Annotated in this window: 28 protein-coding genes; 8 read left to right on the top strand and 20 right to left on the bottom strand. The window is 71.2% G+C overall.

Annotated features, from left to right (window positions below):
• The 8 genes from prs to lgt form a co-directional block, all read right to left on the bottom strand.
• The coding region (gene prs / locus VLI41_RS16090; RefSeq protein WP_325269101.1) for a ribose-phosphate diphosphokinase at nt 1-426 on the bottom strand (426 nt) is incomplete at its 3' end.
• A gap of 85 nt (nt 427-511) precedes the next feature.
• The gene (locus tag VLI41_RS16085) at nt 512-2,770 is read right to left on the bottom strand and encodes a xanthine dehydrogenase family protein molybdopterin-binding subunit (protein WP_325269100.1); all 2,259 of its coding nucleotides are present in this window, start codon (nt 2,768-2,770) and stop codon (nt 512-514) included.
• Nucleotide 2,771: 1 nt separating this feature from the next.
• Nucleotides 2,772-3,785 (bottom strand): xanthine dehydrogenase family protein subunit M, encoded by a 1,014-nt coding sequence (locus VLI41_RS16080; RefSeq protein WP_325269099.1) that lies wholly within the window; start codon nt 3,783-3,785, stop codon nt 2,772-2,774.
• A 4-nt stretch (nt 3,786-3,789) separates the two neighbouring features.
• Nucleotides 3,790-4,299, bottom strand: a complete 510-nt coding sequence (locus VLI41_RS16075) for a (2Fe-2S)-binding protein (protein WP_325269098.1) — start codon at nt 4,297-4,299, stop codon at nt 3,790-3,792.
• Nucleotides 4,300-4,481: 182 nt separating this feature from the next.
• Nucleotides 4,482-6,551: a M13 family metallopeptidase gene (locus tag VLI41_RS16070; RefSeq protein ID WP_325269097.1), complete on the bottom strand. Its 2,070-nt coding sequence runs from the start codon at nt 6,549-6,551 to the stop codon at nt 4,482-4,484.
• A 56-nt stretch (nt 6,552-6,607) separates the two neighbouring features.
• Nucleotides 6,608-7,375 carry a peptidoglycan editing factor PgeF gene (gene pgeF, locus VLI41_RS16065; RefSeq protein WP_325269096.1) on the bottom strand — a complete coding sequence of 256 codons (768 nt, stop codon included), beginning with the start codon at nt 7,373-7,375 and terminating at the stop codon, nt 6,608-6,610.
• A 6-nt stretch (nt 7,376-7,381) separates the two neighbouring features.
• Nucleotides 7,382-8,437 (bottom strand): class I SAM-dependent methyltransferase, encoded by a 1,056-nt coding sequence (locus tag VLI41_RS16060; protein ID WP_325269095.1) that lies wholly within the window; start codon nt 8,435-8,437, stop codon nt 7,382-7,384.
• Entirely contained in the window at nt 8,424-9,311 is an 888-nt protein-coding gene (gene lgt, locus VLI41_RS16055; RefSeq protein WP_325269094.1) for a prolipoprotein diacylglyceryl transferase, read from the bottom strand. The genes VLI41_RS16060 and lgt overlap by 14 nt, the downstream gene beginning before the upstream one ends.
• A 121-nt stretch (nt 9,312-9,432) precedes the next feature.
• Here lgt and VLI41_RS16050 point away from each other — a divergent pair, with 121 nt between their 5' ends.
• The 3 genes from VLI41_RS16050 to proC all read left to right on the top strand — a co-directional run bounded on the left by VLI41_RS16050 (nt 9,433) and on the right by proC (nt 11,258).
• Complete coding sequence (locus VLI41_RS16050) at nt 9,433-9,690, top strand: accessory factor UbiK family protein (protein WP_325269105.1); 258 nt, start codon at nt 9,433-9,435, stop codon at nt 9,688-9,690.
• Nucleotides 9,691-9,834: 144 nt separating this feature from the next.
• Complete coding sequence (locus VLI41_RS16045) at nt 9,835-10,338, top strand: YbjN domain-containing protein (RefSeq protein ID WP_325269093.1); 504 nt, start codon at nt 9,835-9,837, stop codon at nt 10,336-10,338.
• Nucleotides 10,339-10,463: 125 nt separating this feature from the next.
• Nucleotides 10,464-11,258, top strand: coding sequence for a pyrroline-5-carboxylate reductase (proC, locus tag VLI41_RS16040; RefSeq protein WP_325269104.1), 795 nt, complete (start codon nt 10,464-10,466; stop codon nt 11,256-11,258).
• On the opposite strand, the gene VLI41_RS16035 is transcribed toward proC, so the two are convergent.
• The 3 genes from VLI41_RS16035 to VLI41_RS16025 are packed head-to-tail and all read right to left on the bottom strand — an operon-like array spanning nt 11,255 to nt 13,781.
• Complete coding sequence (locus VLI41_RS16035) at nt 11,255-11,707, bottom strand: DUF2147 domain-containing protein (RefSeq protein ID WP_325269092.1); 453 nt, start codon at nt 11,705-11,707, stop codon at nt 11,255-11,257. The two genes, proC and VLI41_RS16035, sit on opposite strands and share 4 nt — an antisense overlap.
• 5 nt (nt 11,708-11,712) lie before the next feature.
• Nucleotides 11,713-13,074, bottom strand: coding sequence for an ATP-binding protein (locus tag VLI41_RS16030; protein WP_325269091.1), 1,362 nt, complete (start codon nt 13,072-13,074; stop codon nt 11,713-11,715).
• Complete coding sequence (locus VLI41_RS16025) at nt 13,074-13,781, bottom strand: response regulator transcription factor (RefSeq protein ID WP_325269090.1); 708 nt, start codon at nt 13,779-13,781, stop codon at nt 13,074-13,076. Before VLI41_RS16025 ends, VLI41_RS16030 begins: the two co-directional genes overlap by 1 nt.
• Before the next feature lie 83 nt (nt 13,782-13,864).
• On the opposite strand from VLI41_RS16025, the gene VLI41_RS16020 reads away from it, so the two are divergent.
• A complete protein-coding gene (locus VLI41_RS16020) occupies nt 13,865-14,752 on the top strand; it encodes a branched-chain amino acid aminotransferase (RefSeq protein ID WP_325269089.1) in 888 nt (295 codons plus the stop codon).
• A 4-nt stretch (nt 14,753-14,756) separates the two neighbouring features.
• Here VLI41_RS16020 and VLI41_RS16015 read toward each other — a convergent pair whose 3' ends face one another.
• From VLI41_RS16015 to VLI41_RS16000, 4 genes are all read right to left on the bottom strand, one after another.
• Entirely contained in the window at nt 14,757-15,449 is a 693-nt protein-coding gene (locus tag VLI41_RS16015) for an isoprenylcysteine carboxylmethyltransferase family protein (RefSeq protein ID WP_325269088.1), read from the bottom strand.
• A gap of 8 nt (nt 15,450-15,457) precedes the next feature.
• Nucleotides 15,458-15,754 carry a hypothetical protein gene (locus tag VLI41_RS16010; RefSeq protein WP_325269087.1) on the bottom strand — a complete coding sequence of 99 codons (297 nt, stop codon included), beginning with the start codon at nt 15,752-15,754 and terminating at the stop codon, nt 15,458-15,460.
• 176 nt (nt 15,755-15,930) lie between these two features.
• Nucleotides 15,931-16,296, bottom strand: coding sequence for a dihydroneopterin aldolase (gene folB / locus VLI41_RS16005; protein ID WP_325269086.1), 366 nt, complete (start codon nt 16,294-16,296; stop codon nt 15,931-15,933).
• Between the two features lie 4 nt (nt 16,297-16,300).
• Nucleotides 16,301-17,035 (bottom strand): SDR family oxidoreductase, encoded by a 735-nt coding sequence (locus VLI41_RS16000; RefSeq protein ID WP_325269085.1) that lies wholly within the window; start codon nt 17,033-17,035, stop codon nt 16,301-16,303.
• A gap of 223 nt (nt 17,036-17,258) precedes the next feature.
• Here VLI41_RS16000 and VLI41_RS15995 point away from each other — a divergent pair, with 223 nt between their 5' ends.
• The 3 genes from VLI41_RS15995 to VLI41_RS15985 all read left to right on the top strand — a co-directional run bounded on the left by VLI41_RS15995 (nt 17,259) and on the right by VLI41_RS15985 (nt 21,191).
• Nucleotides 17,259-18,191, top strand: a complete 933-nt coding sequence (locus tag VLI41_RS15995; protein WP_325269084.1) for an SMP-30/gluconolactonase/LRE family protein — start codon at nt 17,259-17,261, stop codon at nt 18,189-18,191.
• A gap of 456 nt (nt 18,192-18,647) precedes the next feature.
• Nucleotides 18,648-20,084, top strand: a complete 1,437-nt coding sequence (locus VLI41_RS15990) for an aldehyde dehydrogenase family protein (protein ID WP_325269083.1) — start codon at nt 18,648-18,650, stop codon at nt 20,082-20,084.
• A gap of 165 nt (nt 20,085-20,249) precedes the next feature.
• The gene (locus VLI41_RS15985) at nt 20,250-21,191 is read left to right on the top strand and encodes an alpha/beta hydrolase (protein ID WP_325269082.1); all 942 of its coding nucleotides are present in this window, start codon (nt 20,250-20,252) and stop codon (nt 21,189-21,191) included.
• Here the strand turns inward: VLI41_RS15985 and VLI41_RS15980 are convergent, their stop codons facing one another.
• The 4 genes from VLI41_RS15980 to VLI41_RS15965 form a co-directional block, all read right to left on the bottom strand.
• Nucleotides 21,192-22,430 (bottom strand): MFS transporter, encoded by a 1,239-nt coding sequence (locus VLI41_RS15980; RefSeq protein ID WP_325269081.1) that lies wholly within the window; start codon nt 22,428-22,430, stop codon nt 21,192-21,194.
• A gap of 98 nt (nt 22,431-22,528) precedes the next feature.
• Complete coding sequence (infC, locus tag VLI41_RS15975) at nt 22,529-23,050, bottom strand: translation initiation factor IF-3 (protein ID WP_325269103.1); 522 nt, start codon at nt 23,048-23,050, stop codon at nt 22,529-22,531.
• 108 nt (nt 23,051-23,158) lie between these two features.
• Nucleotides 23,159-24,148: a glycosyltransferase family 9 protein gene (locus tag VLI41_RS15970; protein ID WP_325269080.1), complete on the bottom strand. Its 990-nt coding sequence runs from the start codon at nt 24,146-24,148 to the stop codon at nt 23,159-23,161.
• Nucleotides 24,148-25,311, bottom strand: a complete 1,164-nt coding sequence (locus VLI41_RS15965) for a glycosyltransferase family 4 protein (RefSeq protein WP_325269079.1) — start codon at nt 25,309-25,311, stop codon at nt 24,148-24,150. Before VLI41_RS15965 ends, VLI41_RS15970 begins: the two co-directional genes overlap by 1 nt.
• An 80-nt stretch (nt 25,312-25,391) precedes the next feature.
• On the opposite strand from VLI41_RS15965, the gene VLI41_RS15960 reads away from it, so the two are divergent.
• Entirely contained in the window at nt 25,392-26,135 is a 744-nt protein-coding gene (locus tag VLI41_RS15960) for an alpha/beta hydrolase (protein WP_325269078.1), read from the top strand.
• A 7-nt stretch (nt 26,136-26,142) separates the two neighbouring features.
• Here VLI41_RS15960 and VLI41_RS15955 read toward each other — a convergent pair whose 3' ends face one another.
• Nucleotides 26,143-26,997, bottom strand: a complete 855-nt coding sequence (locus tag VLI41_RS15955) for an NAD-dependent epimerase/dehydratase family protein (protein WP_325269102.1) — start codon at nt 26,995-26,997, stop codon at nt 26,143-26,145.
• Between the last annotated feature and the right edge of the window lie 3 nt (nt 26,998-27,000).

Genomic DNA, 27,000 nt, shown 5'->3' with positions numbered 1-27,000 from the left:
CAGGTTGTCGGTGGGGATGTCGAAGAAGCCCTGGATCTGGCCGGAGTGCAGATCCATGGTCAGCACCCGGTCGGCGCCGGCGCGGGTGATCAGGTTGGCGACCAGCTTGGCCGAGATCGGCGTGCGGCCGCCGGTCTTGCGGTCCTGCCGGGCGTAGCCGTAGTAGGGCGTCACCGCGGTGATCCGCTTGGCCGAGGCGCGCTTCAGCGCGTCGATGCAGATCAACAGCTCCATCAGGTTGTCGTTGGCCGGATAGCTCGTCGACTGGATGACGAAGACGTCCTCGCCGCGCACGTTCTCGTCGATCGTGACCCAGACCTCGTTGTCGGCGAAGCGCTTCACCTGCGCGTGGGTCAGCGGCACGGCCAGGTGATCGGAGACGGACTGCGCCAGCGTGCGGTTGGAGTTGCCGGCCAGCAGCTTCATCGGACCCCCATCGCGAATTTGCGCAAGCTTTGCGGGCGCTTGTAGCAGGCGCGGCGGCCGGGGCAAGGCCCGCCCAGGCCGCAGGCTAGAGAAGCTTTTCGATGCGGATCGGCAGGTCGCGGATGCGGCGGCCGGTGGCGTGCCACACGGCGTTGGCGACCGCGGCGTTCATGCCCACGATGCCGATCTCGCCGATGCCCTTCATGCCGAGCGGATTGACCTCGTGGTCCTCCTCGGGAACGAAGATGACGTCGACCTGCTGCACGTCGGCGTTCACCGGGATCAGGTACTCGGCGAAATCCTTGTTGTAGTAGCGGCCGAGCCGGCGATCGATCTCGGTGGCCTCGTGCAGGGCCGAGGAGATGCCCCAGATCATGCCACCCATGTACTGGCTGCGGGCGGTGGTCGGATTGATGATCCGGCCGGCGGCGAAGGCCCCCACGGCGCGCGGCGCGCGCACCTCGCGCGTCCGCTCGTGGACCCGCACCTCGACGAACTGCGCGCCGAAGGCGTAGGCGAGGCCGTCCGGGCGGCCCGAGCCGCGCGACATCGCCATGCCGCCCTTGTGCAAGGTCTCCAGCCCGTTCGGCGGCGCGCCCTTGGGCAGGTTCTCGGCGTGCACCTCGACCACCCCGCCGACCCGGCGCACGGCCTCGGCGAGCGGCTCGGCGCGGCCGTCAGGCCCCTGCAGCCGGCCGGCCGAAAGGGTCAGATGAGCCGGGTCCTGGCCCGAGAAGGGCCCGCGGTTGGCCGCGACCGCGGCCTGGGCGAGGCGGGCGCGCACCTCCTCGCAGGCCTTGGCGAGCACGTTGCAGATGGTCGAGGCGTGGCTCGAGCCGGCGGAGATGCCGGCCGGGGGCAGGGCGCTGTCGCCGATCTCGACGGTGACGTCCTGCGGCCGCAGGCCCAGCCGGTCGGCAGCCACCTGGGTGAGGATGGTGTAGGAGCCGGTGCCGAGCTCGTGGGCCGCGATCTGCACGTGGGCCTTGCCCTCGGGCGTGAGCGAAACGCGACAGGCGCCGGCCCCGATGTTGGCGGAATAGGCCGCCGAGGCGCAGCCCCAGCCGATCAGCCATTCGCCGTCGCGCATGGCGCCGGGCTTCGGATCGCGGCGGCTCCAGCCGAACGCGCGGGCCGCTTCGTCGAAGCAGCGCATCAGCGAGCGGCTTGTGTAGGGCTTGCCGGAGGTGGGGTCCTTCCGCGTGTCGTTGATCCGCCGCAGCTCGATCGGATCGATCGCCAGCTCGGCGGCGAGCTCGTCCATGGCGCACTCGAGCGGGAACAGGAACGGCGTCTCCGGCGGGGCGCGCATGAAACCCGGGGTGTTGCGGTCCGCATGGGTGATCATGCCCTCGGTCAGCACATTCGGGCAGGCATAGAGCCGCCCGCTCGTCGAAAGGCCGTTGGCGTTGTACTTCGACGGCCGCGAGGTGACCGAGTCGCCCTGATGGATCAGCGCCTGCAGATGGCCCTGGCGGTCGGCGGCGAGGCGGATGCGGTGGCGGGTCTCGGCGCGATAGGTGGCGATGGTGAAGCCCTGGTCGCGGGTCGCGGCGAGCTTGACGGGCCGCCGCAACCGCCTTGCGGCGAGCGCGATCCAGGCGGTGCGCGCGGTGAGTCCGCCCTTGCCGCCGAAGCCGCCGCCGACGAACTTGGAGATCACCCGGATCTTTTCGCGCGGGACGCCGAGCTGGCGGGCGAGCCCTGACTGCACGCCGCCCACGAACTGGCTGGGCTCATAGACCACGAGCTCGTCGCCGCGCCACAGGCAGGTGGTGGTGAACAGCTCCATCGCGTTGTGGTGCTGGGTCGGCGTCGAGTAGCGTGCATCCACCTTGACCGGCGCGGCGGCGAAGGCCGCCTCGGCGTCACCGGCCTTGGGCGTCGGACCGCCTTCCATGCTCTCGGCCGGCTCTGTCGTGGTCCCGGCGCTATCGAAGCCGGCTGCGGCGGGCTCGGCCGCATAGCCGATCTTGACGCGGCGGGCGGCGTCGCGGGCTATCTCGTAGCTGTCGGCCACCACCACCGCGACGATCTGGCCGTCGTGCCAGACGCGGTCGGACTCGAGCGTGGTGGTCGTGCCGCCCTGGCCGCCGGGACCGGCCGGCGGCTTCACCTCGCCGCCCGTGTTCTCATGCGTCAGAACCAGGAGGACACCAGGCAAGGCCTCCGCCTCGGCGGCGTCGATCCGCGCCACCCGCCCCCTGGCGACGGCGCTGGTGACCAGGAAGGCGTAGGCCGGCCCGGCGACCGTCTCGTCGGCCGGAAACAGAGCCTGGCCGGTCACCTTGGCGGCGCCGTCGACCCGCGGCATCGGCTCGCCGATGCGGACCTGGGCGGCCATCTCAGACCTCCATCCGGGCGGCCTGCAGCAGCGCGCGGTGCAGCGTGCGGCGGCCAAGCTCGATCTTGTAGGCGTTCTCGCCATGGCTCACCGCCTGAGCGAAGGCGGCGCGGGCGGCCTCGGCGGCGGCGGGCTCGTCCAGGCGGCGGCCGGTCAGCACGGCTTCCGCCTCGCGGCTGCGCCAGGGCTTGGCGGCGACTCCGCCCAGGCCGACGCGGGCCTGGCGCACGACGCCGCCTTCCAGGTCCAGGGCGACCGCGGCGGCCGCGAGGGCGAACTCGTACGACTGCCGGTCGCGGACCTTGAGGTAGAGCGAGCGCCGGGTCCATGGCCCGGCCGGCACGAAGAAGCCGGTGATCAGCTCGCCTGGCCTGAGCGTGGTCTCCACGTCCGGGCTGTCGCCAGGCAGGCGATGCAGCGCCTCGAACGCCATACGTCGCGCACCCGACGGCCCGGCGATCCCGACTTCGGCGCCCAGCGCCGCCAGGACGTTGGCGAAGTCGCCCGGATAATTGGCGATGCAGCGATCGCTGACGCCCAGCACCGCGAGCTTGCGGTTGACGCCGTGCAGGGCCGCGCAGCCGGAGCCCGGGACGCGCTTGTTGCACTCCGCAAAATCGGTGAAGCGGAAGTAGTTGCAGCGGGTGCGCTGCAGGACGTTGCCGCCGAGCGTGGCCATGTTGCGGATCTGCGGACTGGCGGCGAGCTCGAGCGACTGGGCGATCACTGGGTAGTCGCGCAACACCGCAGGGTGCACGGCGGCGTCGGCCATGCGCGCCAGGGCGCCGAGCCTGAGGCCCGCGGCGTCCGCGTGGATCTCGCCGAGCTCGTCAGAGAGGTCATTGATGTCGACCACCTGGCTCGGCCGCATGACGTCGAGCTTCATCAGGTCGATGAGCGTCGTGCCGCCCGCCAGGAACTGGGAGGGCGCCGACGTGGGCGGGCCGCCCGGACCGGAGGCGGCGCGCACGGCTTCCGCGGGATCGTGGGCGCGCAGATAGGCGAACGGCCGCACGACCTCAGGCCTTCATCTGCGGCCGCGCCTGGCGGATCGCGGCCACGATGTGCGGATAGGCGCCGCAGCGGCAGAGATTGCCGCTCATCCACTCGCGGATCGCCTCGTCGCTCCCGGCGTGGCCCTCGTGGACGCAGGCGACCGCCGAGAGGATCTGGCCCGGCGTGCAGTAGCCGCACTGGAAGGCGTCCTGGTCGAGGAAGGCCTGCTGCATCGGGTGGAGCGCACCGCCGTCGCCGGCGAGCCCCTCGATGGTGGTCACCGGCGCGCGCACCGAGACCGCCAGCGTGAGGCAGCTGAGAGTCCGGCGGCCGCCCGCCAGCACCGTGCAGGCGCCGCACTGGCCGTGGTCGCAGCCCTTCTTGGCGCCGGTGAGATGCAGGTGCTCGCGCAGCGCATCGAGCAGGGTGGTGCGAGGGTCGAGCCGCAGCTCGTGGCTCCGGCCATTGACCTCCAGGCGGACGGGGATGGTCCGACCGGCCTCAGCGGGCGGCCGGGAAGCGACTTGGTCCATGCTGGCCAACGGGGCTGCGGCGGCCGACGCGGCGGTCGCGCCGAGCAAGCCGCGACGGCTCACCCCCTCGCGTCCGCGCTCCATGAGGGCGCCTCCGGTGGTGTTGACCGGCGTTCAATCGACGGGCCAGGCGGAAGTTCCGCCTTGGCCGGCGGGCGACCGGGCGGCCCGGCGGGGCCCGCTCACCAGACGTGGACCCGCTTTCCTGGGGGCAGGTACAGCGCCTGGCCGGGCGTCACCTGGAAGGCGGGGTACCAGGCGTCGAGATTGCGGACGGTCTCGACGCGCCACTTGGCGGGCGCGTGCTCGTCGCGTGCGATCAGGGCCCGCAGCGCCCGCTCGCGGGGCTTCGAGCGCCAGCTCTGGGCGAAGGCGAGGAAGAACCGCTGGTCGCCGGTGAGCCCGTCGATCACCGGGGCGGGCCTGCCGTGCAGGGAGGCGCGGTAGGCCTCGTAGGCGGCGGTGAGCCCCGCCTCGTCGGCGATGTTCTCGCCCAGCTCCTGCTCGCCCTTGAGGTGGACGCCGGGCAGCGGCTCGTAAGCGTCGTACTGCTGGGCGAGCGCCTTGCCGGCCTGCTGGAAGCGGGCGAAGTCGGCCTTGGTCCACCAGTTGCGCAACCGCCCGGTGGCGTCGAAGTCGGAGCCCAGGTTGTCGAAGGTGTGGCTGATCTCGTGGCCGATGATGGCGCCCACCGCGCCATAGTTGGCCGCGGCGTCGAAGCGCGGGTCGAAGTACGGGCTCTGCAGCTCGGCGGCCGGGAAATTGAGAGCATTCTGCAGCGGCAGGTTCACGGCGTTGAGCGTCTGCGGCGTCATCCACCACTCGTCGCGGTCCGGAGCGTGGCCGAGCTTGCCGAGATGGTAGCGGTAGATGGCGAGCTCCGAGCGCTCCAGGTTGCCGAGCGGATCGTCGGCCCGCACCGCCCAGGCGGGCCACTTGCGCCAGTGGTCGGGATAGCCGATCCCCACCTTGATCGCGGCGAGCTTCCTTCGCGCCTCGGCGCGGGTCGAGGGGGCCATCCAGTCGAGCCTGGCCAGCCGCGCATCGAACGCCGCGACGATGTTCCTGACCATCTGCTCGATCTGGGCCTTGGACGAGGCCGGGAAGTAGCGCGCCGCGTAGATGCGGCCGACCTCGTCGCCGAGCGCGGCGTTGACGGCGGCGAGGGCGCGCTTGTCGCGGGGACGCTGCTGCTGGGTTCCGTCGAGCTGGCGGCCGAACACCTCGAAGCGGGCGTCGTCGAAGACCTTCGGCAGGACCGCCGCGGCCGCATCGATGCGGTGGAAGACCAGCCAGTCCTTCCAGCTCTCCAGAGGCTCGCTCGCCGCCAGGGCCGAGAGCTTGGCGATCGCCGTCGGCTGCCAGGCGATGAAATCCGGCTGCCGGGGCAGGCCGGCCGCGGTCCAGAAGGCGGTCCAGTCGATGCCGGGCGCCTTGCGCTCGAAGTCGGCCCGCCGCCAGGGGTTGTCGCCCTTGTGGGCGTCCTCGCTGGTGACGATGTCGGCCTGGGCCGCGGCGATCCGGGTCTCCAGCGCAAGCACCCGATCGGCGCGGGTCTCGGGGGCGGAGAAGCCCGCCAGCCGGAACACCTTGGCCACGTAGGCGCGGTAGGCCTTCCGCAGCTCGAGCGTCTCGGGCCTGGTCGAAAGGTAATAGTCGCGGTCCGGCAGACCCAACCCGCCCTGCATCAGATAGGGGATGTTGCGCGTCGGCCGATTGAGGTCCTGCGAGACGAACAGGCCGAAGAGGTCGTGGCTGCTGGAATAGTTGTTGTTGTTGAACGGGTCGGTGTCGGCGCGGAGGCGCGCGCCCAGCATCGCCGAGAGCGCGCGCCGGTCCTTGATGGACGCGATGGCCCGCAGCGCCGGGCGGATCGGGGCGAGCCCGCGCGCCTCGATCGCGGCGGTGTCCAGGTAGGCGCGGTAATAATCGGCGATCTTGCGCTTGTCGCTGCCGGGCGGCGCGTGGGCGGCGAGCGCGCTCCTGATGATCTCGGCGTTGCGCGCCTCGTTGATCTTGGAAAGCTCCACGCTGAGGCCGGCGGAGCTGCGGTCGGAATCGATCCGGGCGGTCTTGCGCCAGGCGCCGTTGGCGTAGCCGTCGAAGTCGTCGCCGGGCCTGACGCCGGGATCGATGTAGGCCTTGGTCACGCCGGAAAGCTTGCCGTCCGCGGGGGGCGGCGGCGCCGCAAGGGCCGCCGGGACGGCGCTCAGGACCAGAAGACCGGCAAGGATCGCAGCACGAGCGGTCATGCCGTTCCTCCTAACGGGCGCGCTGGCGCGTGCAACTCACGAGGGAAGGCTCGAGTTCAGCCGAGCATGATCGCCGAGACCAGCCGGCCGTAGTCGGGCTCGCCGCGCTTGAACGCGCGGCGGTTGGAGAAGAACCAGGCCTCCTCCGCGCAGGTGTCGCGCCCGACCCATTCGCAGCGCTCCACGCCCGCCGCGCGCAAGCGGTCGAGCACGAATCCCGGCAGGTCGAACAGCCGCTTGCCGTCCGTGGCCCCGGTCGCGAAGAAGCGGCCGAACGCCGGGTCGGCCTTGACGAATTCGGCGCGGAACTCGAGGCCGACCTCGTAGGACGCCGGGCCGATGCAGGGACCGACGGCGGCCCGCATCCAGCGGCGGTTCGCGCCCAGGCCCTCCATGCGCCGCACGCTCGCCTCCACGATCCCGGCCAGCGCGCCGCGCCAGCCGGCGTGGGCGGCGGCCACGACCTTGGCCTCCGGATCGGCGATGAGGACGGGGGCGCAGTCGGCGGCGAGCGCGGCGCAGACCACGCCCGAGGTTGCGCTCACCACCGCATCGGCCTGCGGCGGGCCCGCAGGCCAGGGGCCGTCGGCGACCAGGGCGGCGGCGGAATGGACCTGATAGCCGGCGACGAGCTCGGCCGAGCCGAAGTGCGCGGCGACGCGCCGGCGGTTCTCGGCGACGGCGTCGGGATCGTCATGCGAGCCCGCGCCGACGTTCAGGCTCTCGTAGATCCCCGTCGAGACGCCGCCCCGGCGGGTGAAGAAGCCGTGCCGGACGCCTGGCAGGTCCAAGAGCGGCGAGGTGATGACGGGCAGGTCGGCCATGGCGACTCAGGCGTCCTCGAAGGCCGGGGGCGTGAAGTCGGCCGGGTGCAGGCAGCAGGCCTTGAACAGTTCGCCCATCTGGTCGGCGGCGACCAGCCTGTTGAGCTGGCGGCCGATCCGCGGCGAGACGTCCGGACGGCCCCGGACCAGGGCCTCGGCTCGCGCGCCCACGCCCATGCGGGCCAGGAACTCGGCCTGGGTCAGGATCGCGGCCGCCGCGCCCTCGGCCCGCGCCGCGGCCATCACCGCCGGAAAGTCGGCGTGGACGGTGAGGTCCGCCTCGCCGGGCGAGTCCAGCGGACCGAGCTTCCGGTGCGCCTTGAGGGCCTGCAGGGTGTCGCCGAAGCCCGGCTCGGCGCGGCCGTAGTCGATCAGCAGCGCCGCGCCGCCGTCGCGGACCGCCCGCGCGCCGATCTCCGCGCCCAGCGCCCCCTGCGCCGCCGACTGCTCGTAGACGGCGCCTTCCGGCGCGAGGGGCAGCAGGCCAGCCGCGGGCGTGGGGCTGAGCACGAAGATGAGCCGCGCCTGGGCGTCGACGCCCACCAGCCGCTCGGCCCAGCCCACGGCCGTGCGGACGAACTGCCGCGTGGGGAGGCAATCCAGGAGCTCGTTGGCGATCAGCAGCATCGGCGCGCCGGAGGGGACGTCGGCGAGCGAAACGGCCCAGCGGACGCGCTCGCCCAGGCGCTCCGACTGCAAGGCGCGCAACGGCGGGGAGGTCTCCACCAGCCAGACGTCGGCGGCCTGGAGGAAGCCGGGCGCCGCGCGGGCGGCGCGAAGGAGATCCGCCATCAGGGCGCCGTCGCCGGGCCCCAGCTCGACCAGGCGGACCTGCGGCGGCTCGCCCATCAGGCTCCAGGCGGCGGCCATCCAGACGCCGATCAGCTCGCCGAACATCTGGCTGATCATCGGCGCGGTGATGAAGTCGCCGTCCTCGCCGAGCGCCGGGCGGGTGGCGTAGTAGCCGAACTGCGGATCGTGCAGGCAGGCGGTCATGTACTGGGCGACGGTGAGCGGCCCGGTCTCGCGGATCTGGCGCGCCAGCCGCTCACGCAGGCCCATCGGCCCTCGTGGTCTTGGCGGCCTTGGGCGCAGGCGCCGCTTGGGACGGCGCGGCGGCGGACGGCGCCTCCGGCAGCGGCTCCTTCAGGCCCCGCCAGACGATCCAGGCGCCCACCAGGATCATCGGGATCGACAGCAGCATCCCCATGGTCAGGCCGAGCGGGAAGTGCGGCATGTAGGCGTCGGGCTCGCGCACGTTCTCGAGCGCGGTGCGGGCCACGCCGTAGCCGGCGATGAACAGGCCCATGACGACGCCGCGGCGGTTCAGCCACTTGCGCGAATGGGTCGCCCAGCGGAGCACCAGGAACAGCACGATGCCCTCCAGCGCAGCCTCGTAGAGCTGGCTCGGATGGCGGGGCTCGGGACCCGCGCCCGGGAAGATGATCCCCCAGGGCAGGGTCGTCGGACGTCCCCAGAGCTCGCCGTTGATGAAGTTGGCTATGCGCCCGAAGAACAGGCCGATCGGAGCGCTGGCGGCGACCACGTCGCCCAGCCGCCAGAGATCCAGCCCGTTGCGCCAGGCGAAGACCAGGATCGCGATCAGCACGCCCAGCGCGCCGCCATGGAAGCTCATCCCGCCGTGCCAGACCTTCAGGATCTCCAACGGATCGGTCCAGATGAGCTGCGGGGTGTAGAACAGGGTGTGGCCAATCCGCCCACCGGCGATGACGCCGATGGTGATCCACAGGATCAGGTCGTCGATCTGGTCGATCGTCGCCGGCGGGCCGCGCAGCGGCCAAAGCCGGGCGTCCTTGACCAGGCCGACGGTGTAGCGCCAGCCGAGCAGGATGCCTGCGACATAGGCCAGCGCATACCAGCGGATCGCCAGCGGACCCAGGTGCACGAGGACGGGATCGAAGTCCGGAAAGGGCACGGGATCGGGCGCTCCAGCGTTCAGCCAGCGGAGAGGCTTTAGACGAGAAGTCCTTCGCTTTCATCCCCCGCGGGGCCATATATCGCCAGAGGCGCCGATGGCGGCGCCGCAGAGCCGCAGGATGCAGACCCAGAACCCGTTCCTCGACGAGATGGCCAAGCTGACCACCGCCGCCATGGGCATGGCCCAGGCCGCCAGCGAGGAAGCCAAGGCCGCATTCCGCAGCCAGGTCGATCGCATCGCGGCCGAGCTCGACCTCGTCCGGCGCGAGGACGTGGAGGCGCTCAAGGCCGAGATCGCGGCGCTCCGCGCCGAGGTGGCGGCCCTGAAGGGAGAACGCGCCGCCACGTCGGCCCCGCCGCCGGCGGACGCGCCCTGACCATCCACGCAAACACGCGAATGTGGCTCGCCCCTGGGAAGAACCGGGTGACGGGAAAGCCACGAAGCAGACTAATTTCAGTATCGTCGGCGATTCGGGGCCGCTTTCCGCGGTTTCGCTCGCAGCGAAAGGACCTCGGGTCTCATGGACACCACCCAGTCTGACGACAATGTCGTGATCGGCGCCGATCCGTTGGATGTCGTGGAGCACGTGCTGACGGCGGAGAACCTGCCGTTCGACCGCACGGAAGACGGCGACCTCGCCTTCTCCCTGGCCGGCGACTGGAAGGACTACGAGCTGTGGTTCGCGTGGCGGCCGGAGGGCGAGTGCCTGCAGCTGTGCCTGTCCATGGACCTGACCGTCGCGGCCGACCAGCGGGCCGCCGCCTACGAGCTGCTGGCGTCGATGAACCCGAGGGTCTGGCTCGGCCACTTCGAGGTCTGGGATGACGGCGAGATCGTGTTCCGGCACGGCATGGCGCTGATGACCGGCGAACAGCCGAGCCTCGCCCAGGCCGCGGCGATGATCGACGTGGCCGTCGAGTGCGCCGACCGCTTCTATCCCGCCTTCGACTTCCTGGTCCGCGGCTCGAAGTCGCCGCAGGACGCCATCGCCGCCTGCATGTTCGAGACCGTCGGCGAGGCGTAAGCCCACCGCTCATCCCGGCGAAGGCCGGAAGCCAAGCTGAGTTGAGGCTTGATATTTCACCGCCGTGAGGGCTGAGAGGCCGGCTGGAGCCCGGCTTCCGCCGGGACGAGCGGTGGACCCCGATGATCACCCCGATCCTGATGCTGGGCGCCGGGCGGATGGGCGGCGCGATGCTGGCGGGCTGGCGCCGGGCCGGCGCCTTCGCGTTGTCCGATCTGATGCTCTGCGACCCGACCCCCGGCGAGGCGGCGTTGGCGGCGGCGGAGGCGGGGGCGCGGCTCAATCCGCCGGAGGCCGAGCTCGCGCGGGCGCGCACGGTGGTGCTGGCCGTGAAGCCGCAGGTCTGGGCCGAAGCCGCTGCGCAATACGCCGGCTGGCTCGCCGCCGATGCGGTGATCGTCTCGATCGCGGCTGGGGTGCGGGCCTCGGCCGTCGCCAAGGAGTTCGGCGGCCGCGCGGTGGCGCGCGTGATGCCCACCACGGCGGCGGCGATCAATCGGGGCACGGCCAGCCTCTATGCCGACGATCCGGCGGCGCTCGCCCGGGCGCACGCCCTGTTCGAGCCGCTGGGCGCGGTGGTCGACCTCGACGACGAGGCGCAGATGCATGCCGCCACGGCCGTCTCCGGCTCCGGCCCGGCCTACCTCTACGCCCTCGTGGAGGCGCTGGAGGGCGCCGCGATCGCCGCCGGGATGCCTGCGAAGCAGGCCGCCCGGCTCGCCCGCTCGACGATGACAGGCGCGGCCGCGCTGCTGGCCGAAAGCGGCGGCGAGCCGGCCCAGCTTCGCCGTCAGGTCACCTCGCCCGGCGGCACGACCGAGGCGGCGCTGGAGGTGCTGCTCTCGGATCGCGGCCTGGCGCCGCTGCTGCGCGAGGCGGTCGCCGCGGCGGTCAAGCGCTCGAAGGCGCTCGGCGGCTAATCCACCCGCGTCCAGATCTGGGCCTGGCAGAGCACCAGCACGCAGCCCTCCACCTTCAGCCTGCCGCCCGACAGCGCCGTCAGCCGGCCCTTGTAGCTCTTGCCGGTCTCTGGGTCGTAGAGCCGGCCGCCGGTCCAGCGGCCAGGGCCCGCCGGCTTCATGTCACGGATCACCGGAACGCCGATGACGCGCCGGGTGCGGAGCGCCGGGTCCGGATTGTGGATGTCGCGGACCGGCCGCCCGGCGTCGTCATTCGGCGCCTTGAGCCAGACGATCGCGCCGCAGGCCTCGGCCGGCGCGCCGCCGCAGGGCGCGATCAGGACCTTGCCCTCGCCGTCCTGGTTCAGCCACTGGCCCATCACCGGATCGGCGGCGGCGTGGGCGCTCGACCCCGAAATGGCGAGAGCCGCGGCCAGGAGCGGGGCGCGCATCGGGCCATGATAGCGCATCGGCCTCATCCGGGCAGACGCACCACGGCGCGCAAGCCGCCCAGCGGCGAGCGGGCGAGCGTGATGTCGCCGCCGTGGCCGCGCGCCACGTCGCGGGCGATGGCCAGGCCCAGGCCCACGCCCTTGGTGTTCTGGTTGCGGGATTCGTCCAGCCGGCCGAACGCCTTGAACGCCTCCTCGTAGCGATCCTCGGGGATTCCCGGGCCGTCGTCGTCGATCACGATCTCTACCCCGCCCTGACCGACGGACTGGGCGGCGACCTCGACGCGCTCACCATGCGCCGCGGCGTTCATCACCAGGTTGGCGAGAGCCCGCTTCAGGGCGTTGGGCCTGACGGCGGCCATGAGCTCCGGGTCGGCCGCGACGCTGACCTGGGCGCCGGACAGCAGCGCGCCTTCGCTCACCGCCTCGATCAGGTCGCGCAGGCGCACCGGCTCGACCGCCTCGGCGCCCTCGCCGCGGGCGAAGGCCAGGTACTCGTCGATCATGTGCTCCATCTCGGCCAGGTCGCGCTTCATGGCCTCGCTGCGGTTGGAGGGCTCGGCCAGGGCCAGCGAGAGCTTCAGGCGGGTGAGCGGGGTCCGGAGATCGTGGCTCACCGAGGCCAGCAGATGGGTCCGCTGCTCGATGTGGCGCTGGATGCGACCCTTCATGAAGATGAAGGCCTGGGCGGCGCGGCGGACCTCCTTGGCGCCGTGCGGCTTGAACGCGGGCGCGTCGGCGCCGCGGCCGAAAGCCTCGGCGGCGTTGGCCAGGCGCTCGATGGCGCGCACCTGGTTGCGGATGAAAAGGATGGCGATGGCGGTGAGCAGCACGGTCGCCACCGTCATCCACAGCACGAAGATGTGGCCCTGGGTGGCGAAGGCCCGCTCGCGGGGCGCCAGGATGCGCATCACGCCGCCGGGCACCGCCACGCGGATGTCGACGTAGGCCGGGTAGCGGGTGGTGTCGAACCAGAAGGGATCGTCCAGCCGGTCGTCGAGCGCGCGCTGCAGCGACTGGTCGATCGGCGCGTGGAACGGCTCCTCGAGGACCGGGATGTCGCGCCGGTTGGCCGGCAGCTTGCGGCCGGGCTGCAGGGCGATGGAGAGCGACATCGAGTCCTCCGCCCGCTGCGAGATCCTGGCGAAGGCGACCGGGCTCGGGTCCTGCTTGTAGCTCTCCACCGCCCAGGCGATGTCGCCGGCCAACCCCTCGGAGAGGCGGCTCGTCACGGTCTTCCAGTGGGCGTCGAAGAAGACGTAGGTCACCGCGATCTGCATCAATGCGATCGGCAGGACGATGATCAGCAGCGAGCGGCCGAACAGGGTCTTCGGCATCTGCCGCTTGACCCAGCGGCCGAACACGCGTCGCGGCGCCAGACGCATCAGTCGGGCGCCAGCAGATAGCCGACGCCGCGGATGGTCTGCAGGTAGCGCGGCGCCTTATGGTCGGCCTCGATCTTGCGGCGGAGCCGGGTGACCTGGACATCGACGGCGCGGCCGGAGGGATCGACCGAGCCGCGGGCCAGCTCGAGGCGGTCGACCGGCTCGTGCGGGGAGCGGGCGAGCTGGCGCAGGAGGGCGACCTCGGCCTCGGTCAGCCGAACCGGCTCGCCCTTGCAGGTGAGCTCCCCGCGATCGGGATCGAACCGGCAGCGGCCGAGCGAGAGAGCCCCGCCGGCCGGCGCGCGCTCCTGGGTGCGCCTGAGGATCGCCTCGATGCGCAGCAGCAGCTCCTCGGGCTCGAAGGGCTTGGGCAGGTAGTCGTCGGCCCCGAGCTTCAGGCCCTCGATGCGGTCGCCGAACTCGCCGCGCGCGGTGAGCATCAGGACCGGCGTGCGGCCGGTCTGCCCGCGCTGACCGCGCAGCCAGCGGGTCAGCGAGAATCCGTCCTCGCCGGGCATCATCACGTCGAACACGGCGAGATCGAAGGCCAGGCTCTCGATCAGCTTGCGCGCGGGCGCGCCGCCGGCCGCGGCGGTGACCCGGAACCCGGCGCGGGCGAGGAATTCCTTGAGCAGCTCGCGGATGCGGTCGTCATCGTCGACGATCAGCAGATGGCGACCCTGCCGGGGGACGGCTGCGAGGTTCATGGACCGGCTTCCCGCCCATTTTGTTTGACGTCGATCACGCGGGCGGCTTCAACGGGCGGCCTAGGAAAGGAGGTCGCACCCTCATGTCTATCGTTCCCTTCGACGACCGCGACGGATGGATCTGGCTGGACGGCCAGTTCGTGCCCTGGCGCGAGGCGAAGGTCCACGTACTGACCCACGGCCTGCACTATGCCTCGGCCGTGTTCGAGGGCGAGCGGATGTACGGCGGCGAGATCTTCGAGCTGACGGCGCATACCGAGCGTCTGTTCAAGTCCGCCGAGATCCTCGACTTCCAAATCCCCTTCAGCGTGGCCGAGATCGACCAGGCGTGCAAGGACACCTGTGCGAAGAACGGGCTGGCCGACGCCTATGTGCGACCGATCGCCTGGCGCGGCTCGGAGATGATCGGCGTCTCGGCCCAGAACACGTCCATCCACGTGGCGATCGCGGTCTGGGACTGGCCGAGCTACTTCAAGCCCGAGGAGAAGGCCAAGGGCATCCGGCTGACCTGGGCCAAGTACAAGCGCCCGAGCCCGGAGACCGAGCCGGTGCACGCCAAGGCCACCGGCCTCTACATGATCTGCACCCTCTCCAAGCACGCCGCCGAGCGCGAGGGGTTCGCCGACGCCATGATGCTCGACTGGCGCGGCTATGTCGCCGAGGCCACGGGGGCGAACGTCTTCTTCGTCCGCGACGGGGCGATCCATACGCCGGTCGCCGACTGCTTCCTGGACGGCATCACGCGCCAGTCGGTGATCAAGCTGGCGCGCGAAAAGGGCCTCGAGGTGATCGAGCGGCACATCGAGCCCAAGGAGCTCGCGGGATTTTCGGAGTGCTTCATCACCGGCACGGCGGCGGAGGTGACTCCGGTCTCGGAGGTGGGCGAGCACCGCTTCCGGCCGGGCAACATCTCGCTCAGCCTGATGGACGACTACGCCAAGATGGTCCGTCGCCAGCTGGTCACCGCCTGAGGCGCTACCAGACGCCCGGCGCGAAGCGCCAGCGCACGCGGCGGGCGTAATCGGCGTAGCCGCGGAGGCCGGACGCCAGCGCCTGCTCCTCGCGGACCGCCCGCCAGCCGATCCCGATGATCGCGAGCGGGACGGCCATGAGGCCCCACAGCGAGCCTGCGACCAGCGGGGCGCCCAGGAAGATCGGCAGGGCGAAGGCGTACATCGGATGCCGGATGAGGGCGTAGGGGCCGCTGTCGATGACCGTCTGCTCGCGCTCCGCCTGGATGCGCACCACCGGGGCGGCGAAGCTGTTGGTGCGGAACACCCAGCCGATGCCGACGTAGCTGGCGATCAGCAGGAGAGCGCCCAGCCCTTGCGCCCAGCCCGCCGCGCGCGACCAGCCGAAGCGCCCCGCGTCGAGCCCGATGAGGGCGAGCCAGGCGAGGAAGGTCAGGACCGCGGCGCCCATGAACGCCCGGTCCCAGCGGCCCTGGCCGCGCTGCACCGGCGGCTTCAGCCGCTCCTGCAGGAGGGCGGGATCGGCCCAGAGCAGCCACAGGCTGAGCAGCAGGCTGAGCGCGCCGAACAGGGCGATGAACCGCCAGCCAGCCGGCCACCGCCAGCTCCCCGCCGCCACGAACAGCACGGCGCCCATGACCGCGACCATCGCCACGATCTCGACGATCAGCAGCGCAATGAGCTTCGGGCGCGACATGCGTCCGCTCAGGCGATCAGCGCGTAGGGTCTCGGCATCGGCTCGTCGCGGGCGAGGAAGATCACCCCGATCACCGAGCGCACGGCGCAATAGACCCACGCGGCCGCCATCACGAAGCCGCCCAGCGCGACCAGCGGAATGCCCACCAGGATGAGGCTCAAGGGGATTCCGACGGCGAGCACGACCGCGCCCAGCGCAAAGCCCCCCAGCGAAAACCAGAAGGTGCGGATCAGCCAGGTGTAGTGGCTGCGCATGACGGGCCCGGCGCCGTCGCGGTTGGCGTAGGCGATGATCAGGCCGATCACCGTCGTCAGCCCGTGCGACAGGCCGACGAGGTAGAGCGCATAGACGATGGCCGGCAGGGTGCGGTCCTCTGCGGCGCGGTGAGTAGTCGGTGGTCATGGGTTTGCCCTCCCGTGCGGGCGGATGATGCCCCATCCACGTGGGCGCGCCAGTGAAGGATTTGTAGGCTTGCGGCGCGTCAGCGCACGAGGGTGATCTCGACGCCGGCGCCCACCGCGTGGGGCGCGAGCGCCAGCGGCTTCTCCACTCGCACGCGGGCGCGGGTGACGCGGGCGTCGCGCAGGCAGGCGCGAGCCAGCCGCTCGGCGAAGCTCTCTACCAGCGCGATATGGCCCTCGCCGGCGACCGCCTGGGCGGCCTGCAGGATGGTTTCGTAGTTGAGCGTGTCGGCGAGGCGCTCGGCGCCGCCGGTGGGGACGTCCAGCTCCACGTCGACGACCAGCGGCTGCACGCGGCCGATCTCGTGCCGATAGACGCCGATCTGGGCCTGCACCGTCAGTCCGCTGACGAAGACCTTGGTCATGACCACCTGGGGCTCGCTCATCGCCTCACCGCCAGGCCAGGTGCTGGCCGGAATCGACCGCGATCATCTGCCCCGTCACCGCCGTCGCGTCGATCAGGTACCTGAGCGCGCCCGCGATCTGGGCGGGATCGACCGCGCGGCCGAGCAGCGTCGAGGCGACTTCCGCGGCGAAGGCGCCCTGATCCTGGTGGACCGAGGGCAGCGTCGGTCCGGGCCCGATGCCGTTCACCCGGATGCGCGGCGCCAGGTCCTGCGCCAGCATCCGGGTCGCGGCCCACAGCGCGGCCTTGGACAGCGAGTAGGAGAAGAACTCCGGGGTCGGGCGCCAGACCCGCTGGTCGAGCAGGTTGACGATCAGCCCCTCGCGCTCGGCGGGCAGGCGGCGTGCGAAGGCTTGGGCGAGCACCAGCGGCGCGCGCAGGTTGGTCTCCATGTGCGCGTCCCAGGAGGCGCGGTTCATGTCGGCGAAAGCGTCGCGATCGAAGACGCTGGCGCAGTTGACCAGGAGGGTGACGGCGCCGAGCTCGGCCTCGACCTCGCCCACCAGGGCGACGGTGGCGGACTCGCGGCGCAGGTCGCAGGCGAAGATCTGGGCCTTGCGGCCGCGGGCGCGGACGTCGGCGGCGGCCGCCTCGGCGTCGTCGTCCACGGCGCGGACGTGGATCGCCACGTCGAAGCCCGCGTCCGCAGCGGCGGCCACCAGCGCCCGGCCGATCCGCCGCGCGCCGCCGGTGATCAGCGCCGCCCCGCGGCTGGCCATGGGCGGCCTCCCTTCAGGGCCTCAGTCGAGACGGCCGAACTCGTAGAAGTTCAGCGCGCCGACCACGATGAGGAAGACGACGATGGCGCCGATGGCGAGCATTTGGCCTCTCCGAACTGGTGCTGCGGCTTTAGCGAGGGCCGCCGGCCACGGCAAGCCGGCTTGTCGAAGCCTCCCGGACGCGCTCAAGGTTCGGCCGGTCTTTCAGGGAGATCAAAGAGCCATGTCGCTTGCGCCCATCCCGACGGAAGCCTTCGCCAAGCTCGCGCTCGGCATCGACCGGCCCGAGGACGTGGTCGTGGGCAAGGACGGCCGGGTCTTCGCCTCCGACCACCAGAGCGCCGTGGCGGAGATCTTCCCCGACGGGAGCTTCAAGCGGATGGGGCCCAAGGGCGGGGCGCCCAACGGCCTCAACATGGACCGCGAGGGGCGGATCATCATCGCCAATTTCGGCATCTACGACCGCGAGCCGGGGCCGCTCGAGCGGCTCGATCCCCGGACCGGCAAGCACGAGACCCTGCTCGCCGAAGTGGGCGGCAAGCGGCTGACCTCGTCCAACTATCCGATCGTCGATACCGCCGGGAACATCTGGTGCGCCAATTCCACCCACGCCGAGACCTGGCCGCAGGCGCTGGACGGGCGGCCCGACGGCTTCATCTTCGTGCTGCGGCCCGACGGCTCCGCCTCGATCGAGGCGGAGGGGCTGAAGTTCCCGAACGGCCTGGCGATCGCCGCCGACGAGAGCTGGCTCTACTGCGCCCAGACCTCCGGCGCGGACGTGATGCGCTTTCCGATCCGGCCTGGCGGCCGGCTCGGCGCGGGCGAGCGCTATGGCCCGGTGCTCGGCAAGCTGCAGCGCCCCGGCGAACCGCAGCACGACGCGAGCGAGCTCGGCTACACCGACGGCGTCGGCATGGACGCCGAGGGCAATCTCTGGGTGTGCCTGCCGGCCGCCAACAAGGTCGTCGCCATCAAGCCGGACCTGAGCGTCGTCACCGTGTTCCACGATCCGACGGGCGAGACCATAAACCACCCGACCAACGTGACCTGGGGCGGGGCGGACCTGAAAGACCTCTACATCGGCTCGATCCGGGCCGATTATGTGCTCAAGGCGCGGTCCCCGGTTGCGGGCCAGCCGCTTGCGCATCAGGTCTAAGACATGGACCGCCCGAGCTTCTTCACCCACGACGACCTAAAGCGAGCGATGTTCGCGCTCAACGCGGCTCTTTCGCCCGAGGTAGGTGAGGAGGTTTACGGCCGAGAAGTCGACAGGCGCTTCGGTTCTCGGTCGGTGTAGGCCTCGCACGAGCCCTCCTCCTCGATGGAGGAGGATTGGGTGGTGGTGTGTCCGCGGAGGTGACGTCACGTGCGCAGCTTGGCGCGCGCGCCAAACGAGGCCAGCCACTTCGCCGCCCTGCTCACACCACCATCCCTACCCTTCCTCCATCGAGGAGGAAGGGGCGCTCAATGGGGCGAGCGAATGCCGGATATTTGCCCTCTGGACTCTTCCACCCTTACCGCCGATCACTAAAATGCGCGTTTGAAGGTCGGGGCGCGCGGGCTCCGGCTGGCCAAAATCGAGCGAACCAGCGAACGGTCCAGGAGGACGTCCATGCGCGAGTACCTGAAGTTCTACATCGACGGCAAGTGGGTCGACCCGACCGACAACAAGACGCTCGACGTCATCAATCCAGCGACCGAGCAGGTCTGCGGCAAGATCGCGCTCGGCAATGCGACCGACGTGGACAAGGCCGTGAAGGCGGCGAAGAAGGCCTTCCCGGCCTGGTCGCAGACCAGCCGCGAGGAGCGGATCGAGGTGCTGCAGCGCATCCTCGCCGAATACCAGAAGCGGTTCGGCGACCTGGCGACCGCGGTCACCGAAGAGATGGGCGCCCCCGCCTCGCTCGCCCAGCGCGCGCAGGTGCCGGCGGGCATGGGCCACCTCGCCACCGCCGCCCAGATCCTCAAGGACTTCAAGTTCGAGGAAGACCGCGGCGCCACCATGATCGTGAAGGAGCCGATCGGCGTCTGCGGCTTCATCACCCCGTGGAACTGGCCGCTCAACCAGATCGCCTGCAAGGTGGCCCCGGCCATCGCCACCGGCTGCACCATGGTGCTGAAGCCTTCCGAGGTGGCGCCGTTCTCGGGCCATATCTTCGCCGAGATCATGCAGGCCGCCGGCGTGCCCGCGGGCGTGTTCAACCTGGTGCATGGCGACGGGCCGGGCGTGGGCGTGGCGCTCTCCAGCCACCCGGACATCGACATGGTCTCCTTCACCGGCTCGACGCGGGCCGGAATCGAGGTGGCCAAGAACGCCGCGCCCGGGGTCAAGCGGGTGGCTCAGGAACTGGGCGGCAAAAGCCCGAACATCGTCCTGGACGACAGCGTCTTCGCCAAGAGCGTGGCGCGCGGCGTGCAGCACATGATGACCAATTCCGGCCAGTCCTGTAACGCGCCGACCCGCATGCTCGTCCCGACGAAGCGCATGGCCGAGGCCATGGCGGTGGCCAAGGAAGCCGCCGATCAGGTCACGGTCGGCGATCCGAACGGCAACGCCATGCTGGGCCCGGTGGTCTCCGAGGTGCAGTTCAACAAGATCCAGGCGCTCATCAAGAAGGGCGTCGAGGAAGGCGCGACGCTGGTCACCGGCGGTCCGGGCCGGCCCGAGGGTCTCGACAAGGGCTACTATGTGAAGCCGACGGTGTTCGGCAACGTCACCAACGACATGACCATCGCGCGCGAGGAGATCTTCGGGCCGGTGCTGTCCATCCTCGGCTACGAGTCCGTCGATCAGGCGATCGAGATCGGCAACGACACCGAATACGGCCTCGCGGGCTACGTGAACGGCGCCGACCTCGATCAGGCCCGCAAGATCGCCAAGCGGATCCGCGCCGGCCAGGTCTCGATCAACGGCGGCTCGGACATGACCGCCCCCTTCGGCGGCTACAAGAAGAGCGGCAACGGGCGCGAGTGGGGCGACTTCGCCTTCCACGAGTTCCTGGAGACCAAGGCCATCCTCGGCTACGCGCCGAAGGAAGCCGCGGAGTAGCGCAGAGCTGGTCCCAGCCCTCCTCTTCAGGGGAGGGCGGACCGAGCGAAGCTCGGGCCGGGTGGGGCTGAGCGGGCCAAGCTGAGAGCTTGCCGCCAGCCCCGCTCCCCCACCCTGTCCGCTTCGCGGACATCCCTCCCCTGAAGAGGAGGGAAGGAGCACTGCATGTCCGAGATCGATCCCCACTTCCGCAGCCACCTCGAGGCGCAGGCCAAGGCCGCGGCGGAGACCCCGCTGCCGCCCATCGACGAGCTGCCGCCGGAGATGGTGCGGGCCGGCTACCGGGCGCAGCGGCAGAGCCAGGACCAGAACGCGCCCAGGGACGTGGACATCCGCGATTTCGCGCTCCCCGGCCCGCACGGCGAGATCCCGGTGCGGCTCTATGAGCCGCAGGGTCTCGGCAAGCCCTCGGGCCTCCTGGTCTACTTCCACGGCGGCGGCTGGGTGATCGGCGACCTCGAGACGCACGACGGCCACTGCCGCCGGATGGCGCGCTGGGGGAGCTGCCGGGTGATGGCGGTGGACTATCGGCTCGCCCCCGAGCACCCCTTTCCCAAGGGCCACGACGACGCGCTGGCGGCGGCCCGGTGGGCGTTCGACCACGCCGGCGAGATCGGCGTCGACCGCACGCGGATCGCCGTGGGCGGCGATTCCGCCGGCGGCAATCTGGCCGCCACGGTGGCCATCGACCTGAAGGACGATCCTGACCGCCATCTCGCCTTCCAGCTGCTGCTCTATCCGGCGACGAGCTCGGAGTGGACGACGCCGTCGCGCCGGACGCTGGACGGGCCGATCCTCAGCTTCCAGGCGATGCGCTGGTTCGAGAAGATGCTGGCCGCCGCCGGCCATCCCGAGGCGCACCGGCTTTCGCCGATTGACCGCGAGCTGCGCGGCGCCGCGCCGGCGCTGATCGTCACCGCCGGCCACGACTGCCTCAAGGACGAGGGCTACGCCTACGCCGAGCGGCTGAAGCAGGCGGGCGTCGAGGCGCGCCATGTCGAATACCCGCACCTGCCGCACGACTTCTACATCATGGCCGACGTCTCGCCGGCGGTGGTCGAGGCGGCCAAGCAGACCGCGGCGGCGCTGAAAACTGCGATCGGCTGACTATTCGGCCGCCACAGGCTCGGCGTGCGCCCGGCTTTCCGTCACCCGTCGGCCGGCCGACAGCGCCAGCCAGATCGCCGGGGCGACGACCAGCGCGCCCTGGATGTAGGGCCCATCGATGGTCAGCCCGGAGAATGACAGCCCCGCGCAGAACGGCCCCGCCACGCGCGCGGCCGCGCCCATGGCGTTGTTGAGCCCCAGGATCTGGCCCTGGCGGTGCGGCTCGGCGCTCTGCGAGATCATCGCCGAGACGTTCGGCCAGGCGACCGACTGGCCGACCGCCGAGGCGGTCATCAGGGCGATGGTGTAGGCGCCGCCCGGCGACAGCGGCTGCAGGCCGATGCAGACCATGGTGATGGCCATGCCGATGGCCAGCATGGTCCCCTGGCCATAGCGCTCGGACAAGGGGCCGGTCAGGGTCATCTGGGTGATCGCCGAGGCGACGCCGACGAAGGCGAAGGCCACGCCCACGTCGCGTGGGCCCCAGCCGAACTTGGCCTGGGTCCACAGCCCGAAGATCGATTCGATGCCGGTGAAGGCGAAGCCGACCATGAAGGTGAGCAGGAACAGCCGTCCGATGATCGGATCGCGGATCGCCTCGCCGAACGCCGCCCAGCGGTTCGGCCGGTGGGTGTTGGTCTGGTCGCGTTGCCGGCTCTCGCGGATGAACAGCGCGATGCAGACGGCGGAGGTGGCGAACAGGCCCGAGGCGACGAACAGCGGCAGCTGGAAGCCGATCGGCCCGAGGCTCGGCTTGGCGAACACTCCCCCCAGCGTCGGACCGACGATGAGGCCCACGTTCCACGAGGCGCTCATCCAGCTCATCACCCGGGTGCGCTTCTCCGGCGGGGTGACGTCGGCGAGGTAGCCCTGCACGACCGAGCCGTTGCCGCTGGAAAGACCGCCCAGCAGGCGGATGAGGAACGCCGCCCCGGCCGTCGGGGCGAAGGCCAAGGCGAAATAGCAGAGACAGTTGCCGCAGATGGTGGAGATCAGCAGCGGCTTGCGGCCGTACTTGTCCGACAGCCGCCCCCAGAACGGCTCGCCGAAGAAGGTGCCGATCGAGAAGGCCGAGAAGATCATCGCGATCAGCCAGGCCGGGGCGTTGAACGATTTCGCGTAGAAGGGCAGCAGCGGGACCACGATCCCGAAGCCGAGCTGATTCAGGAAGATGAGAGCGATCAGCGACGGCGCCGCCCAGCGAGGCGGCGTCGCCTCCCGCGGCGCAGTATCTGACATGGCGGACGCTGGTAAGGCGAGCCGATCACCGGGGCAAGACCGAAATCCGTTTTCCGCCCGCCCTTGTCGAGGGGCCTCTCGCGGGAGAGGGAGCCGACCTACCTCGGCGCCAGGATCATGATCATCTGGCGGCCTTCCATGCGCGGCTCGTACTCGACCTTGGCCACCGGGTCGAAGTCCGCCTTCACCTTCTGCAACAGCTTCATGCCGAGCTCCGGGTGGGCGAGCTCGCGGCCGCGGAAGCGCAGGGTGACCTTCACCTTGTCGCCTTCCTCGAAGAAACGAGTCATCGAGCGGGCTTTGACATCGTAGTCATGGATGTCGATGTTGGGACGGAGCTTGATCTCCTTGATCTCAACCACCTTCTGCCGCTTGCGCGCCTCGTTCTTCTTCTTCTGTTCCTGGAATTTGAACTTGCCGTAGTCCAGGATCTTGCAAACGGGCGGATCCGCGTTGGGGACGATCTCGACCAGATCGAGGCCCGCTTCCTGCGCCGCTTCGATGGCGGCGGAGGTGGGCATCACCCCCTGTTTCTCGCCATTCTGGTCGATGAGGAGGACGCGGGGGACGCGGATGTCTTCGTTCATGCGCGGGCCGTCTTTGACGGGTGGCGCTTGCATGGGGCGGCGAATAGGCGGTGCTCCGTTCGTTGTTTCAGCCAAAGCGCGCCGGCTCGTCGCGAGACGATGGCGCGCTGCGCCAGTATATGGCGGAGGGTTACTGCACTATCAAGCTGCGCCCGCCGTCTGATTGAGCAGGGCCGAGGCCGCCTGGGCCACCTTGGCCACGGGCAGGTCCGCGAGCCGGTCGGACTGCACGATGCTGACCCGCCCGCGCGGAGCGGTCACCGACGGATCGGAGGCCTTCGAGAACAGCACCACCGTGGGCGCTCCGGCGGCGGCGGCCAGATGCAGCGGCCCGGTGTCGTTGCCGACCGCCAGAGCGGCCTTCGCGCCGAGCACCGCGATCCGGGCGAAATCGGTGCGGCCGGTGAGGTCGCGGGCGCGCGGCGCCACCCGCTGGATGGCGTGGGCGAGCGGCGTCTCCTGCACGCCGCCTATGATGACGATGTCGTAGCCGCGCGCGTAGAGGATGCGCGCCAGTTCGGCGTAGTTCTCGACCGGCCACCACTTCTCCGGTCGATGCGCGGAGCCGCCGGGAACGAACATCACATAGGGCCGCGGCCGTACGCCTCCCGCGACGGGCCGCTCCCCCGCTTCCTTGCGCCAGACCCAGGAGAGGTCCGGCGGCGGCGCGGCGCCGGGCGAGGTGGGCGCGTCCGGCCAGATGCCGGCGTACATCAGCTGGTCGGCCTGGCGCTCGAGCGTGTGCATCGAATTCCGCAAGGGATTCCGGTGCGCCAGCGAGCAGCCGAGCGCGATGCCCGACCAGGCCGGCGGATCGGGCCGCAGCAGGTGGAAGATCCGGTTGGAGTGGTTGGAGGTCTGCAGGTCGTAGACCCGGTCGTAGGCCGCCGCCTTCAGACGTCTTCGAAGCGCCATCCACTGGCCGAACGTCTCGGGGCGCCCGTCGGTGTGGACGGCGTTGAAATAGGGGCTCGCCTTGCCCAGGCCCTCGAAGGGCGGAGTGGTGAGCAGAGAGATGTGCGCCTTGCGATGCGCCTCGCGGATCTTCTTCATCGCCGCCAGCGCCAGGACGAAGTCGCCCAGGGCTGACAGCTTGATCACCAGGATCTTCTCGACGCCGCGGCGGACCATCAGGGGCGGGCCTCCAGCACCCGTTCGTAGGCGGCGAGCGTGGCGGCGCACATGGCGTCCTTGCGGTAGAGCTGGCGCGCCCGGTTCATTCCTGCCTCGCCCATCTTCAGCCTTCGGCCGGGGCCGAGATCCATGGCCCGCATCATGGCGGCCGCCCAGGCCTGCGCATCGCCCGGCGCGACGAGCCAGCCGGTGACGGCGTCGACCACCGTCTCGGTCTGGGCCCCGCAGGCCGAGGCGATCACCGGCCGGCCCATGACCTGGGGCTCCACGGCCGTGCGCCCGAAAGCCTCGGGCGTGGTGCGGGCCGCGAGCGCCACGTCGGCGATGAGGTAGGCGGCCGGCATGTCGTCGCAATGACCGAGCAGGCGCACGCGCTCGGAGAGCCCGCCCTCGGCGATCTGCCTGGCCAGCGCCTCGCGATAGCCGGTGCGGCCCTGGTCGTCGCCGACCACCAGGATCAGGAAGTCGTCGCGGCCGCGGGCGCGCAGGGCTCCGGCCGCTTCGATGATCGTCGCGTGGCCCTTCACCGGGGAGAGGCGGCCGGCGAGCAGGAAAACCGTGCGGCGGCCGTCCTCGGCGAGGCTCCAGGCCCGCCGCAACGCCTCGGTTCGGTCCGGCGTCACCCAGGCCGGATTGAACCGGTCGAGGTCGACGCCGCGCGGGATGGCCACGACCTTGGCGGGGTCGACGTGGTGCTCCGCAAGGATGTGACGGCGCGTGTACTCCGAATTGGCGATCACCAGGTCGCCGCGCGTCATCACCGCATTGAACCAGCGCTTGGGGCTCGACCTCGCCGAATAGATGCCGTGGTAGGTGGTGACGAAGGGCTTGCGCGTCGCCCGCGCCGCCCACAGGGCCGAGAAGGCCGGCATGCGCGAGCGGGCGTGGACCAGGCTCACCGCTTCGCGCTGGATCAGCTCCACCAGCCGGGCGGCGTTGCCGAGCACGGCCAGGGGATTCTTCGCGTGGACAGGCATCTGCGCCAGGCGTCCGCCGTCGGCGATCAGGCGGGCGGCCATGCGCCCGCCGCGGGTGGCGACCAGGGCCTTGCCGCCGGCCTCGATCACCGCGCGCGCGACATCGATGGTGGTCTGCTCGGCGCCGCCGGTCTCCAGCTCCGGCACCACTTGCAGCAAGGTGAAATCGGGCGGCAGCGGCACGTCCTTCGCTTACCTCGAAAAGGGACCGGCCCACGCGGCGGCGCGCTGACGCGGGGGCGACCCCGCGCTATGAGCGAGCCATGGCCGAGCAGGCAGGATATCTGACTCGCGACGATGGCGCGCGGCTCGCCTGGCGCAAGATCGACGGGCGGGGGGCCGCGGTGGTATGGCTGGGCGGCTTCCGGTCCGACATGACCGGGACCAAGGCCCAGGCGCTCGCCGAGTGGGCGCAGGCGGCGGGCCGCAGCTACGTGCGCTTCGACTATTTCGGCCACGGCGCTTCGGACGGCGATTTCCAGCAAGGGACGATCACCCGCTGGCGGGCCGACGCGCTCGCGGTGCTGGAGGCGCTGGTCGAGGGCGAGGCGGTGCTGGTCGGCTCGTCCATGGGCGGCTGGCTCGCCTGTCTGGCGGCCCTGGCCGCGCCGGAGCGCATCAAGGCCATGGTGCTGGTCGCCCCGGCGCCCGATTTCACGGAAGCGCTGATGAAGCCGGGTCTCCCGCCGCAGGGCCGCGCGGCGCTCGAGCGCGAGGGCGTCTGGCTCAGGCCGTCGCTCTACGGAGAGCCCTATCCGATCACCCGAACCCTGCTGGAGGACGGCGCCCGCTGGTCGATCCTGCCCGGTCCCGTGCCGATCGAAGTTCCCGTGCGCATCCTGCAGGGCGGCGAGGATCCGGACGTGCCCTGGACCCACGCGCTCGAGCTGGCCCAGGCGATCAAGGGCGAGGACGTGGTCTTTACGCTGGTCAAGGACGGCGACCACCGCCTCTCCCGCCCGCAGGACATCGCCAGGCTGATCGCCGCGGTGGGCGAGGTGGCTTGAGCCTGCGCTATGCGCCGGCGGCGAGGATTGCGCGCAGGCCTTCCCGATAGCTCGGATAGGCGGGCCGCCAGCCCAGCTCGGCCTTGGCGCGGGCGTTGGAGACGCGCTTGCTCTCGGCATAGAACCGCCGGGAGGCGGCCGGCAGCGCGGCCTCGGCGAGCGGGATCTCCGGGGGCGGCTCGATCCCGAGCAGGCGCGCGGCGTAGGCGATGACCTCGCTGTTGGCCGCCGGCTCGTCGTCGCAGAGGTTGTAGATCCCGCCCGGCCGCGGCCGCGCGATCGAGGCCGCCAGGCCCGCGGCCAGGTCGTCCACGTGGATGCGCGAGAACACCTGCCCGGGCGCGGCGATCCGGCGGGCCTGCCCCGCCCGCAGCCGGTCGAACGCCGAGCGGCCAGGCCCATAGGTTCCGGGCAGGCGGAAGATCGCGACCGTGAGCCCCATGCCGCGGCCCACCTCCAGCCAGTCACGCTCGGCCGCCGCGCGCCGCGCGCCCTCGGCGGAGCCCGCCGCGAGCCGGCTCGCCTCGAACACCCAGCGCCCGCCGCGGTCGCCGTAGACGCCGGTGGTCGAGAGATAGCCGGTCCAGGCCGGGAACGCTCCGGCCCTGGCGAGCGCCGGGACCAGGGCGGCGAGCCCCGGGCAGCCGGTCTCGCCGGGCGGAGCGGTGACCAGCAGGGCGTCGGTCCCGGCGAGCGCCTCGGCGAGCGCGGCCTCATCGTCCAGGCGGACGGGAGCTGCGCCGGCGGCCGCCGCGCGATGCGCCTCCTCGGCGTCCCGGGCGCTGGCGAGGACCGTCCAGCCCTGGCGGCCCAGCCGCGCGGCGAGCGCGCGCCCGGCGTAGCCGAGGCCGAAGACGAACAGCTT

The organism is Phenylobacterium sp., assembly GCF_035475775.1.
Taxonomy (GTDB): Bacteria; Pseudomonadota; Alphaproteobacteria; order Caulobacterales; family Caulobacteraceae; genus Phenylobacterium.
Note: the sequence above shows the minus strand (reverse complement) of the source record. Positions and strands in the feature narration are given on the sequence as shown.

What these genes read in the sequence shown, in the direction of transcription:
- VLI41_RS16085 (WP_325269100.1), bottom strand. Translation starts at nt 2,770, where the DNA reads ATGGCCGCCCAGGTCCGCATCGGCGAGCCGATGCCGCGGGTCGACGGC.
- VLI41_RS16075 (WP_325269098.1), bottom strand. Translation starts at nt 4,299, where the DNA reads ATGGACCAAGTCGCTTCCCGGCCGCCCGCTGAGGCCGGTCGGACCATC.
- VLI41_RS16070 (WP_325269097.1), bottom strand. Translation starts at nt 6,551, where the DNA reads ATGACCGCTCGTGCTGCGATCCTTGCCGGTCTTCTGGTCCTGAGCGCC.
- pgeF (WP_325269096.1), bottom strand. Translation starts at nt 7,375, where the DNA reads ATGGCCGACCTGCCCGTCATCACCTCGCCGCTCTTGGACCTGCCAGGC.
- VLI41_RS16060 (WP_325269095.1), bottom strand. Translation starts at nt 8,437, where the DNA reads ATGGGCCTGCGTGAGCGGCTGGCGCGCCAGATCCGCGAGACCGGGCCG.
- VLI41_RS16050 (WP_325269105.1), top strand. Translation starts at nt 9,433, where the DNA reads ATGCAGACCCAGAACCCGTTCCTCGACGAGATGGCCAAGCTGACCACC.
- VLI41_RS16045 (WP_325269093.1), top strand. Translation starts at nt 9,835, where the DNA reads ATGGACACCACCCAGTCTGACGACAATGTCGTGATCGGCGCCGATCCG.
- VLI41_RS16035 (WP_325269092.1), bottom strand. Translation starts at nt 11,707, where the DNA reads ATGCGCTATCATGGCCCGATGCGCGCCCCGCTCCTGGCCGCGGCTCTC.
- VLI41_RS16030 (WP_325269091.1), bottom strand. Translation starts at nt 13,074, where the DNA reads ATGCGTCTGGCGCCGCGACGCGTGTTCGGCCGCTGGGTCAAGCGGCAG.
- VLI41_RS16025 (WP_325269090.1), bottom strand. Translation starts at nt 13,781, where the DNA reads ATGAACCTCGCAGCCGTCCCCCGGCAGGGTCGCCATCTGCTGATCGTC.
- VLI41_RS16020 (WP_325269089.1), top strand. Translation starts at nt 13,865, where the DNA reads ATGTCTATCGTTCCCTTCGACGACCGCGACGGATGGATCTGGCTGGAC.
- VLI41_RS16015 (WP_325269088.1), bottom strand. Translation starts at nt 15,449, where the DNA reads ATGTCGCGCCCGAAGCTCATTGCGCTGCTGATCGTCGAGATCGTGGCG.
- folB (WP_325269086.1), bottom strand. Translation starts at nt 16,296, where the DNA reads ATGAGCGAGCCCCAGGTGGTCATGACCAAGGTCTTCGTCAGCGGACTG.
- VLI41_RS16000 (WP_325269085.1), bottom strand. Translation starts at nt 17,035, where the DNA reads ATGGCCAGCCGCGGGGCGGCGCTGATCACCGGCGGCGCGCGGCGGATC.
- VLI41_RS15995 (WP_325269084.1), top strand. Translation starts at nt 17,259, where the DNA reads ATGTCGCTTGCGCCCATCCCGACGGAAGCCTTCGCCAAGCTCGCGCTC.
- VLI41_RS15990 (WP_325269083.1), top strand. Translation starts at nt 18,648, where the DNA reads ATGCGCGAGTACCTGAAGTTCTACATCGACGGCAAGTGGGTCGACCCG.
- VLI41_RS15985 (WP_325269082.1), top strand. Translation starts at nt 20,250, where the DNA reads ATGTCCGAGATCGATCCCCACTTCCGCAGCCACCTCGAGGCGCAGGCC.
- VLI41_RS15980 (WP_325269081.1), bottom strand. Translation starts at nt 22,430, where the DNA reads ATGTCAGATACTGCGCCGCGGGAGGCGACGCCGCCTCGCTGGGCGGCG.
- infC (WP_325269103.1), bottom strand. Translation starts at nt 23,050, where the DNA reads ATGCAAGCGCCACCCGTCAAAGACGGCCCGCGCATGAACGAAGACATC.
- VLI41_RS15970 (WP_325269080.1), bottom strand. Translation starts at nt 24,148, where the DNA reads ATGGTCCGCCGCGGCGTCGAGAAGATCCTGGTGATCAAGCTGTCAGCC.
- VLI41_RS15960 (WP_325269078.1), top strand. Translation starts at nt 25,392, where the DNA reads ATGGCCGAGCAGGCAGGATATCTGACTCGCGACGATGGCGCGCGGCTC.